We start from the raw sequence: 10,106 nt of genomic DNA on the forward strand, positions 1-10,106 counted from the left end.
CGCGCCCACGGTCGCCGGCACCTCCTCGGCGGATGTCAGCCGCTGCCCGGGGTCCCGCTCCGTCTGCTCCCGGCCCCGCGCCCGCCGGGCGAGCAGCCGCCTGGCCAGCGGGCGCAGCGGCTCCAGGACCAGCAGGGTGAGGAGCAGGTACACCAGCAGCGCGAACCACATGAAGCCCGGCCACGCGAGGATCTGCTGCACGACGAACGGCAGCTCGGAGCGTCCCGACAGCTGGGCGGCGACCATCACGACCGGCAGTGCGACCATCAGCACCGTGCCGACGCGCCGGTACCAGCCGCCGGGCGCGGACACGTCCCGCACCAGGCGCCGCCACAGGTACCAGTGCACCGCACCGAAGACGCACAGGATCGACAGTGCGACCACGATGAATACGGCCATGACCGGTCCTCCCCGCCCCAGCAGGACGTTGACTCAGAGACGTTCGTCCGTGCGCCTCAGCGCGCGGACCCCGCGCAGACCGATGACGCCGATCACCGTGCCCAGGACGAACGAGACGATCGCGAGCAGCAGGTGCACCCAAAAGTACCCGGTGGGATCACCCGACTCGTCGAACGCGAGTCCGCTGGCGTCATTCCACAAGTTTTTGACAAACGTGATCCAGATGAACCACGACCACACGCCGAAGGCGAGCAGGAACCAGGACACCGGGCGGCTGAGCTTCATGCCGTCCAGTATGCGGGGGCTCGTCCCGGGTGCTCGCAGCCGGGGAGGCGGGCCCGGGTGAGCGGCCCCCTCTCCGGCGAGCGGCGCGCTCGGAGTCCGTTGCCGAGCGCGAGGGTGCTGCTTCAGGACAGGGCGGCCTCGATGGACGGCAGCCAGTAGCCGACCCGGACCGATTCGTCGACGTGCACACCCTCGGCGGGAAGCCGCGGAGTGGCCACCGGACCGACGCTCCGCCGGTCGGCGTCGAAGAATCCCACTCGCAGCTTGCTGGCGATCCGGCCGTCCCCGCCGCTGCCGTCAGCCGAAGACGTGATGACCACCGCGTAACCCGACTCTCCAGGCTTCAGAGTGGTGACCGCCTGCGGCTTGGTGTGCTCCATGGCGGGCGGCACGGACTGCGCCTCGTCGAAGCGGACCGCGGGGTGGTAGTAGAGGTCGCAGACGCGGCTTCCGGTGTTCGTGGCGGTCAGCAGCACGTGGTTCAACGGGCGGGACAACGGCTTGGCGGTGGTCCGGGTGTTGCTGCCGGTGCACGCCACCCGGCTGTTCGCCGCAGACGTCGTCCGTGCCGGGCCGGTGCCGGCTTCGCCGGTCGGACGCTTGCCACCGGAAGCAGACGAGGACTCGTCGGTCACGGAGGCGGTGTCGCTGTCGTCCACGGGCATGGTGTCGCTGTCGGCCATCGACGCCGTGCCGCTGCCGATGGAGGGCTGCGGAGTGTTGGTGCTCTCGGTCCGCAATCCCGTCTCGCTCGCACAGGCGGTGAGTGACAGGGCGGCGACGGTGACCGTCACTGCGGCGAGCAGCGGCTTACGGGTGCGGAGGAAGACAGACATGGGTCATCCGTTTCGTGAAGTGCCGGTCGTGCGCCGACAGGTGAACAGCGCCGTACTCCCGGCTGGTCGCCGGTCGTGGCGTGCTTTGATGACCGCAGCTTGTGCCGCATTCCGTCCCACCTGCCAACGCCTGGGAGATATCGGGACGCTGGGATGCGCGCACCGGCTCTGGCCTGGGGGAATGGCCGCCCCCTGGAACACCCGGAGGGGATGGGTTCATGGGGGCACCGGGCGAGAAGAACGAGTTCGCCGCGCTGCTGGGTGAGTTGAAGGACCGCTCGGGACTGAGTTACGGGGTGCTCGCCAAGCGGTCGCACCTCAGCGCGTCCGCGCTGCACCGCTATTGCAGTGGCGAATCGGTGCCGGCGGAGTTCGTCCCGGTCGAGCGCATGGGGAGGGTGTGCAGAGCGACGCCGGAGGAACTGGTCGAGCTGCACCGGCTGTGGATCGTCGCGGACGCGTCACGGCGAAGTGACCGCAGAGCCGCTGCCACCTTCGGCAGACCACCCGCCCCGAGTCGTCCGACGGAAACCGGCGACCCGTCACCTACCGACCCGTCTCCCACCGGCCCTTCGGCCTGCAAGCCGATCAGACGTACCTGGCCGTCCGGCCGGCACGGCAGGCGACGGGCGGTTCTGGCGGTCGCGCTGGCGACGGCGGTCCTGGCCGGCACCGCCGTCGCCGTGGACCGGATCAGCGGGACGGCGGTGACGGACGACAACCGGACCCGGGCAGTCGGCTCCCCGTCCGAGGCCAGCGCAGGCCCGACCGAGGTCTCCCAGCCGAATACCGGTTCCCCGTCCCCGTCCGGTTCGAATGCGGACAGCGATGGCTCGGCAACGCGGGCCAAGCCGGACACCGCGCTCTCCGGCCCGACCACGCCGGGCGACGACCGTCGCAGAACCGGCGACCGCGCGGCCACGGACGGGCCGCCGCTGACGGTATCGGTCCGCTCCAACGTCTGGGAACACCCCTGTGCCCAGGCGTACCTGGTCGACCGGGAGCCGGAGCAGGTGCAGTCGCCGCCACTCGAACAGGACGCCCGACGCTGGGTGCACGCAATGGGAGCGGTGGCCGCGGACGGGCAGTTGGTGGAACTGACGGTCCAGGGGCGGAACGAGGCCACCGTCGTCATCCAGTCCCTCGACGTGCGGGTGGTCGGCAAGGCCTCACCACTCGACTGGAACGCCTACACCATGGGGGTCGGATGCGGCGGCGGGATCGAGACCAGGTCCTTCGACGTCGACCTGGACGCGGCCCGACCAGGCGCCGTGCCGAAGGCGGGCCAACGCGGCTTCCCCTACACGGTCAGCGCGGCTGACCCCGAGGTGCTGTTCGTCACCGCGCACACGACGACACACGACGTGCGCTGGCACCTGGAGCTCCGCTGGACGAGCAACGGGCGGCAGGGCACGCTCCGGGTGGACGACGCGGGCAGGCCCTTCCGCACCAGCTCAGCCGCCGGACGCCCGCGCTACGACTTCCCCCTGGGCGCCAGCGAGTGGATTCCGTCCCTCTTCGAGGGCGAGGACTGACCGCCGGGTGCCGACTCGCGCTCGCAGGTGCGCGCCTCGCCGTCCGCTGGGTACGCCGCACCGACCTTCATGACGCCTTCGTCTCCCTCGCCCGCAGCCTCATCTGCCACAGACCCCTCAAGAAGACCCGCTCGTGACCGTGTTGCGAACTCACAGCGGCGAGGTGTGTGACGGTGCCTTCATTGGTGCACCGGGCGCGTGCTGCGGGTGGGTTGGGTAAGGATGGGGGCATGGGGTCGGGGCGTGGGTTCGGGTGGGTGTGGGCTTCGGTGGCGGTGGTGGCTGCCGTGGTGTTGGTGTGGGTGGTCTTCTGGGCGGGAACTGGTGACGTCGACCCGGTCGGGGGGCTGGTGGGGGTCGGCGGGCTGGTGGCTGCGGTGTGGGCCGGATTGATGGCCCGCCGCACGTTGGTGTGGCAGGACACCGATACCGCCGGCCTCGCGGACCGGCTCGCTGATGTGGTGGCGCGTCAGGAAGAGCAGGCCCACCGGCAGCTGCTGGGCGGCACCATTCGCACGATCGATGTCGCTTTCGACTTCACGCCCACTCCGGCGCACAACGCCGACGGCGCCGCCCCTACTGGCACCCTGAACCAGATCGCTGGCTACTACCGGCGGCTGCGCCCGGGACGGCTGGTGGTGACGGGTGCGTCCGGTGCGGGGAAGACGGTGCTGGCGGTGCATTTGATGCTGCATCTGCTGCACGACCGCGAAGGCGGGGAGGCGGTACCGGTGCGCATGGCGCTGTCCGGCTTCGAGCCCGACCGGCAGACCCTGGATGAGTGGGTCGCGGACCGTCTGGTCCGTGACTACCGGCTGAAGCCACGCGCCGCCCAGGCACTGGTCATGGCGCGGCGGGTGTTGCCGGTCCTGGACGGCCTGGACGAGATGGACGAAGACGAACCGGCAGCCAGGCCGGCCCGCGTCTCACGCGCGGCTGCTGCGGTGCGGCGGATAAACGCCTACCTCGACGGCACCATCCCGGGCCAGTTGATCGTTACCTGCCGCAGCACCCCGTACGAGGTGCTGGAAGGGGAGGGGGCGTGGGCGCAGGACGCCGCCCGTATCACCCTCCGCCCCGTCACCGCGGAAGCGGCGTGGGACTTCCTGACCACGCGGATCGCCGGGGCCGGGCGGTGGGAGCCGGTCCTGGACGCCATCGCGCAGGACCCGGACGGCCCGCTCGCGGGCGCGTTGTCCACTCCCTGGCGGCTGACGGTCGCCGCCGCCGTCTACGACCGGCGCCGCCCGGACGGCACTTGGGACCGCTACCCCACCGAACTCCTCGACCCCGCCCTGAACACCGTGGAGAAGGTCCGTGACCACCTCCACGGCCTACTGATCCCAGCCGCCACCCTGACCTCCGACAGCGGCGCCCCAGGCACAGCCTCCACTACCCCAGCGGCATACACACCGGACCAGGTCCGCGCCTGGCTGACCGTCCTCGCCGCCTACCTGCACACCAACACCGAAACCGGCCGAACCGTCGGCGGACGCCGACTGCCGGGCACCGACCTCGTTCTCCATGAACTGTGGCCCCTGGCCGGCACCCACCACCCCCGCAACACCCACGCCCTCCTAACCGCCACACCGCTGCTTGCCCTGGGGCTTGGGGGGTTCTGGCCCGGGGGGCTGCTGGTGTCCAGTTTCCTGATTCTGGCCGTCGTGGCCTCTGCCAGGGTTTGGTGGCCCATGCCTGCGCGGGTGGATGTGACGGCCGTGCGGACCTCAGCGGGACGCCGTCGGCTCGTGGCGGACCTCGTGCTCTCGGTCGTGGTCGGGATCGTGGTCGGGCTCGTGTTCGGGCTCAAGGCCGGGATGGGGTTCGGGCTCGGGCTCGCGGGCGTGCTCGTGGGCGCAGTTGGGAGCGGGGGGACGCCGCGGGGCAACTTTCGCGGTGAGTTCGCGTTCATATTCGTGGTGTGTGCGTTCGAGGGGTTCGTGTTCGGGGTCGTGTACGGGCTCACGGCCGACATCGGGGTTGGGCACACGGTCGCGCTCGGGTTCGCGGCCGGGCTCGTGCTCGGGCTCGTGCTCGGGTTCATGCTCGGGGTGGCCAGTACGCGGTATCTGGCTCTTCTTCTCTGCACCCGCCGCTGGTGGGCGCAGGGGGTGTGGTTGCCGTTCCGGCTGGGGCGGTTTCTCGATTGGTGCTGCGAGGCGGGATTGATGCGGACGGCGGGTGCGGGTTATCAGTTTCGGCATCGAGAGTTGCAGGGCTTCCTGGCCCGTGCGGCGCCGTGAGGTACGGAGGCACCGTTCCCGGACTGCGCCGGACTATCAATGTCCGAAGTCGTCTGCACAGGTGACCCGCGCGTTCGTAGGCGAGTGCACGGGAAGTTCGGACGAGCGCGACCGTCGCCGACCTCAGCCGACGCGTGTGCAGAGGACTTCGGACATCAGTGCAGACGACTACGGGAGCTGACACGGATGCTCGATCGCGGAAACGCGTCCGCAACTGCCGCAGGGGTGAGGTGTACGCATTTACTGCGGCAGTGCCGGAAGGGCGGAGTGGCGTGACGATCGAACCGGTGACTGAACTCGGAGGCGGGGGCCAGGACGGGGGCGAATGGCGCCGCCCGGCGCCACCCAGCACGGTCAGCGGGCCGACTGCTCACGGGCGGCCCCGCACGCTGTGGTGGTTGAGGTCGCGGAGCTTGGCTCGGAGGAGTTCGGGGCGGGTGACGGGTCCGATGTCGGTGAGTGCCGCCTGCCAGTGCGGTCCGCCGCCGATCGGGCGCATGACCACGTGGGCGGGCCCGCGGACCACGATCACGCCCACCTCGTCGCGTGCCACGTCCCGCACGATCTCCAGCCCTTCCCGGCCGGTCATCCGCGTGCCCCTGCGCGGACGATCGCGGCCAGCCGGCGCACGTCCGTCGGCCGGGCGCTGCCCAGTTCGACGAGGCGCACCGGGCCGTCCGTCGGGCAGTCCCACACCAGCGGTTCCACGCCCGTACCGGTGACCCGGACTCCGGCCGCGGTCAGGGCGGCCGTCAACTCGTCGGCGGCGCAGGCGGCTTCACCCGTCCTCCCGGCGGCGATCACCGGTTCACCCGGTGGCGCAGGCCGATCAGGACGCGGTGCCAGTCGTCGGCGGTCAACGCGTCCGGTCCGGTGATCCTGAAGGGTTCGCGGGGCGGCGCCGGAGGCGTCAGCCATTCCAGGTCTCGGGCAGCGAGCGCGGGTGTGATCCCGGCCAGGGCCGCGTCAGCGACGCGTCGCAGGTCGGAGGCATCCGGTGGGGGAAACGGCATGGTGCACCTCGGAGTCGTTTTCACTTTCTGTGCACCCAGCGTCGCCCTGTGCTCCTATGCTCGGGAAGGGGGTAAGGCTGGACAAGCACGACTGTCCAAGGGGGCGCGCTGCGTCATGCGAGTGGAACGAGACCAGATTGCTGCGAACGACCCGGCTGCCTCGGCACTTGCCCACTTCGGGGCAGAGGTGCGGCTGGAGCGTGAGCGGTTGGGGCTTTCGCGAGCAGAGCTCGGGAAAGCCGCGAACTGCGGCTACTCGCTGGTCGCGAAGATCGAAGCCGGACAGCGAGTGCCGCACAGGGAGTTCGCGGAGTCCTGTGACCGGGTCTTTCCCGGCGCGGGCGGCCGTTTCGCGCGGCTCTGGCCGTTGGCCTTGCGCTATGCGTTCCCGCCCTGGTTCCGGGAGTACGTCGAGCTTGAACTCACGGCCACGGCCATCAGCATGTTCCATCCGCAACTGGTGCCGGGCCTCGTGCAGACGGCTGCGTACGCGCGGGCCGTGTTGCGTACGGGCCGCCCGACGAATCTCGACGATCTGGTGACGGCTCGGATGGAACGGCAGCACATCCTCCAGCGATCGGAGCCGCCCCGGCTCTGGCTGATTTTGGACGAGGGCGTGCTGCGTCGAACCGTCGGTGACGCCAACGTGATGGTCGAGCAGTTGCTTCGACTGCGCGAGGTCGCTCAGACGCCCCCGCACGTCGTGCAGATCATCGCGGAGCGGGGACGGCCCTATCACGGTTGGAGCAGTCCGTTCGGGCTCCTGTCGTTCGGTGAGGGCGGGGACGTGGTCCATGTGGACGGCTTTCCCCGTGGCTACGTTTTGGCCGATCGGGACGAAGTCGAGGAGGCGTCCGAAGCCTATGATCTGCTCAAGGCGACGGCGTTGGCTCCGGACGAGACAGCCCCGTTGATCGACTCCGTCCTGAAGGAATGTCACTCATGACCGAGCTCATACGCGTCCCTGAGGGAGCCTGGCGGAAGTCCAGCCACAGCGGGAACAACGGCGGCGAATGCCTGGAGGTCGCCGACGGGTTCCCCGGGGTGGTCCCCGTGCGGGATTCGAAGGCGCCGGAGGGGCCGGCGCTGGTGTTCGGCTCGTCGGCCTGGGCGGCGTTCGTGACTGGTGTCCGGGGTGACGGCTTCCGGTCGGTCTGACCCCGTGTGACACGCGTGTACCTGCCCCGCAGCCTGCCGCTCGGGCTGCGGAGCAGGTACACGGCCCGCCCACCGGTCCGGCCGCTGTTGCCGTGCTGTTCACCGCCGCTGCTGCCGCCGTTCACCCGCCGGGAGCGGGTCACGGCCACGCTCGTCGACCATGAAGCAGCGCACCCGGCTCCTTGTCGTCGCCATCACCGCCGTCCTCGGCGCGACCGCTCTCCCGCCCGCCACAGCGGCCCCCAAGCCGAAGGGCGGTGACGGCAAGCCGCTCCACCTCTCCCTGCTGGGCCGGTACGAGAGCGGCGCGTTCGACGAGGGCGCCGCTGAGATCACCGCATACGACCCGGCCACCCGCCGCGTCTTCACCGTCAACGCCCAGGCCGGCACGGTCGACGTGCTGGACCTCACCCGGCCGTCGCAGCCGCGGCGCGTGGCGCAGCTGGCCACGCCGGGCGCCAACAGCGTCGCCGTGCACGACGGCCTGGTGGCCGTGGCCCAGCAGGCCGACCGCAAGACCGACCGTGGCACGGTGGCGTTCTTCCGTGCCGCCGACGGCAGGCATCTGCGCGACGTGCGGGTCGGCGCGCTGCCCGACATGGTCACCTTCACCCCGCGCGGCGACCGGTTGGTCGTCGCCAACGAGGGCGAACCGGAGTCGTACTGTGCGGCGGAGGCCGACGACCCCGCCGGTTCGGTCAGCGTCGTCGATCTGGACCGGGGACGCGACGGGCGGTTGCGCGGCGCGGGGGGGGGCACCGCCGGGTTCGGGAAGTGGGACGGCAAGGAGAAGCAGCTCCGCAAGGCCGGGGTGCGTCTCACGGGCCCCGGGGCCTCCGCCAGCTCGGACCTGGAACCGGAGTACGTGGCGGTCTCCGCCGACGGCCGCACCGCCTGGGTCACCCTCCAGGAGAACAACGCGCTCGCCGTCGTGGACCTGCGGCGGGCCCGCGTGAAGAAGGTCGTTCCGCTGGGGCTGAAGGACCACAGCGCGCCCGGCAACGGTCTGGACGCCTCCGACCGGGACGGCGGTGCTCACATTCGCAACTGGCCGGTCAAGGGCATGTACCAGCCGGACGCGGTTGCCGCGTTCTCCTCCCGTGGCAAAAACTTCCTGGTGACCGCCAACGAGGGCGACGCTCGCGAGTGGGGCTGCTTCGAGGAGGAGGTGCGGGTCAAGTCCCTCCAGCTCTCGCCGAAGGCGTTCCCGAACGCAGCCGAACTCCAGCGGGACGCGGCCCTGGGCCGCCTCAACGTCAGCTCGGCCTCACCGCGTGACGCGCAGGGCCGCGTCACCGAACTGCACGCGTTCGGCAGCCGGTCGCTGTCGGTGCGCGACAGCCGCGGACGGCTGCTGTGGGACTCGGGTGACGAACTGGAGCAACTCACCGCCCGGCTCAACCCGGCCCACTTCAACACCAACCACACCGAGAACGAGCCGGACGGACGCAGCGACAACAAGGGGCCCGAGCCGGAGGGCGTCACCACCGGCACCGTGCGCGGCACCTCGTACGCCTTCGTCGGCCTGGAGCGGGCCGGCGGCATCGTCGCCTACGACCTGACCGACCCGCGCGCACCGAAGTTCGCCGGGCACGTCAACTCCCGCGACTTCACCGGCGACCCGGCCGCCGGGACCGCCGGGGACCTGGGACCGGAGGGCCTGCTGTTCATCCCCGCGAAGGACAGCCCGACCGGCGACCCGCTGCTCGTCGTCGGCCATGAGGTCTCCGGCACCACCGCCGTCTACCGCGTCGGCTGAGCCGCCGCGGGGCACGCCGGGCGTGACACGGGCCGACGGGTGCGGTCCGCGTCACGCCCGGGCGCACCCGCTTGGGCTGGTCCTGTCGCGTCGCCGCGCACGCACCGGCCCCCGCAACCCTGGCGGGGTTGCGGGGGCCGGTGGGTCCGAGCCGGGTGGGTCAGCCGGCCTGGGCCTGTTGGTAGAGGGTCTGCGCCTCCGGTCCGAAGTAGGGGCCGTACATGCGGTTGGGCAGGAAGTTGTACTTGAAGCTGTTCACCGACGACAGCAGTCCGCGCCCGGTGGCCTCGTCGAACTCGGTGAACCAGGGGCCGCCGCTGGACCCGCCGGTCATGTCGCAGACCATGCCGTGGCTGCGGGACAGCAGGAAGTCGCGGGACGTCCGGCCGCTGCAGTAGATGAACTTCTCACCGTCGTAGGGCGCGGCGGCGGGGAAACCGAAGGCGTACATGTCCCGGTTGTAGCCGGTGTTGAACGCCAGTCCCTGGCCGCCGACGACGTCGGTGAGCCGCTGCCCGTCCAGCGGGGCGACGACGGCGGCGCCGACGTCGTGGTTGATGTCCTCGCTCGCGACCCACGGCGCGGTGGCGTGGGTGCTGGTGGCGGCCCAGGTGCCGTAGGGGCGCTGGCCGTCGCGGTAGCCGGGTACGAACACCCAGTTGGTGTGCCAGGCGCCGTCCATCCGCACGCAGTGCCCGGCGGTGATGACGGTGCTGCGGTTGGCGCTGGTGACGGCGTTGCCGGAGCAGGACGCGGTCCGCCCGCCGTAGGTGAAGAAGACCCGTCCCGCGGTGGTGACCACGTCCCCGCCGCCGGTCCAGGGGCCGCCGCCGGCCGGGAAGGCGAGCGCGCCGACGTCGGACGGCGCGTCGAGGGCC

General features: G+C 71.1%; 11 protein-coding genes and 1 pseudogene. 5 read left to right on the forward strand and 7 right to left on the reverse strand.

All coding sequences use genetic code 11. The features are described 5' to 3' along the window. The 3 genes and pseudogenes from ACYVE9_RS08005 to ACYVE9_RS08015 all read right to left on the reverse strand — a co-directional run. Positions 1–399, reverse strand: a pseudogene (locus ACYVE9_RS08005) (metallophosphoesterase); the annotation flags it as partial. A gap of 33 nt (positions 400–432) precedes the next feature. Continuing rightward, the gene (locus tag ACYVE9_RS08010; RefSeq protein WP_461027036.1) at positions 433–684 is read right to left on the reverse strand and encodes an SCO4848 family membrane protein; all 252 of its coding nucleotides are present in this window, start codon (positions 682–684) and stop codon (positions 433–435) included. A 122-nt stretch (positions 685–806) separates the two neighbouring features. After that, on the reverse strand, positions 807–1,520 hold the full coding sequence (locus ACYVE9_RS08015) for a DUF4232 domain-containing protein (protein WP_461027037.1): 714 nt from the start codon (positions 1,518–1,520) through the stop codon (positions 807–809). Between the two features lie 218 nt (positions 1,521–1,738). Between ACYVE9_RS08015 and ACYVE9_RS08020 the strand changes: the two genes are divergently transcribed. Next, positions 1,739–3,055: a helix-turn-helix domain-containing protein gene (locus ACYVE9_RS08020; RefSeq protein ID WP_461027038.1), complete on the forward strand. Its 1,317-nt coding sequence runs from the start codon at positions 1,739–1,741 to the stop codon at positions 3,053–3,055. A gap of 269 nt (positions 3,056–3,324) precedes the next feature. Next, positions 3,325–5,298 carry an NACHT domain-containing protein gene (locus ACYVE9_RS08025; protein WP_461027039.1) on the forward strand — a complete coding sequence of 658 codons (1,974 nt, stop codon included), beginning with the start codon at positions 3,325–3,327 and terminating at the stop codon, positions 5,296–5,298. A gap of 370 nt (positions 5,299–5,668) precedes the next feature. Here the strand turns inward: ACYVE9_RS08025 and ACYVE9_RS08030 are convergent, their stop codons facing one another. The 3 genes from ACYVE9_RS08030 to ACYVE9_RS08040 are packed head-to-tail and all read right to left on the reverse strand — an operon-like array spanning position 5,669 to position 6,311. Further along, entirely contained in the window at positions 5,669–5,887 is a 219-nt protein-coding gene (locus ACYVE9_RS08030) for a hypothetical protein (protein WP_461027040.1), read from the reverse strand. Beyond that, the gene (locus ACYVE9_RS08035; protein ID WP_461027041.1) at positions 5,884–6,102 is read right to left on the reverse strand and encodes a hypothetical protein; all 219 of its coding nucleotides are present in this window, start codon (positions 6,100–6,102) and stop codon (positions 5,884–5,886) included. The genes ACYVE9_RS08030 and ACYVE9_RS08035 overlap by 4 nt, the downstream gene beginning before the upstream one ends. Further along, complete coding sequence (locus tag ACYVE9_RS08040; RefSeq protein WP_461027042.1) at positions 6,099–6,311, reverse strand: hypothetical protein; 213 nt, start codon at positions 6,309–6,311, stop codon at positions 6,099–6,101. The genes ACYVE9_RS08035 and ACYVE9_RS08040 overlap by 4 nt, the downstream gene beginning before the upstream one ends. A 115-nt stretch (positions 6,312–6,426) precedes the next feature. On the opposite strand from ACYVE9_RS08040, the gene ACYVE9_RS08045 reads away from it, so the two are divergent. The 3 genes from ACYVE9_RS08045 (at position 6,427) to ACYVE9_RS08055 (ending at position 9,228) form a co-directional block, all read left to right on the forward strand. Next, positions 6,427–7,257: a helix-turn-helix domain-containing protein gene (locus tag ACYVE9_RS08045; RefSeq protein WP_461027043.1), complete on the forward strand. Its 831-nt coding sequence runs from the start codon at positions 6,427–6,429 to the stop codon at positions 7,255–7,257. After that, positions 7,254–7,469 (forward strand): DUF397 domain-containing protein, encoded by a 216-nt coding sequence (locus tag ACYVE9_RS08050; protein ID WP_461027044.1) that lies wholly within the window; start codon positions 7,254–7,256, stop codon positions 7,467–7,469. The genes ACYVE9_RS08045 and ACYVE9_RS08050 overlap by 4 nt, the downstream gene beginning before the upstream one ends. A gap of 160 nt (positions 7,470–7,629) precedes the next feature. Next, entirely contained in the window at positions 7,630–9,228 is a 1,599-nt protein-coding gene (locus tag ACYVE9_RS08055) for a choice-of-anchor I family protein (RefSeq protein WP_461027045.1), read from the forward strand. A 160-nt stretch (positions 9,229–9,388) separates the two neighbouring features. Here the strand turns inward: ACYVE9_RS08055 and ACYVE9_RS08060 are convergent. Next, positions 9,389–10,106 (reverse strand): trypsin-like serine peptidase (locus ACYVE9_RS08060; RefSeq protein ID WP_461027046.1); only part of this gene is annotated, 718 nt, incomplete at its 5' end.

The organism is Streptomyces sparsus (assembly GCF_054776295.1).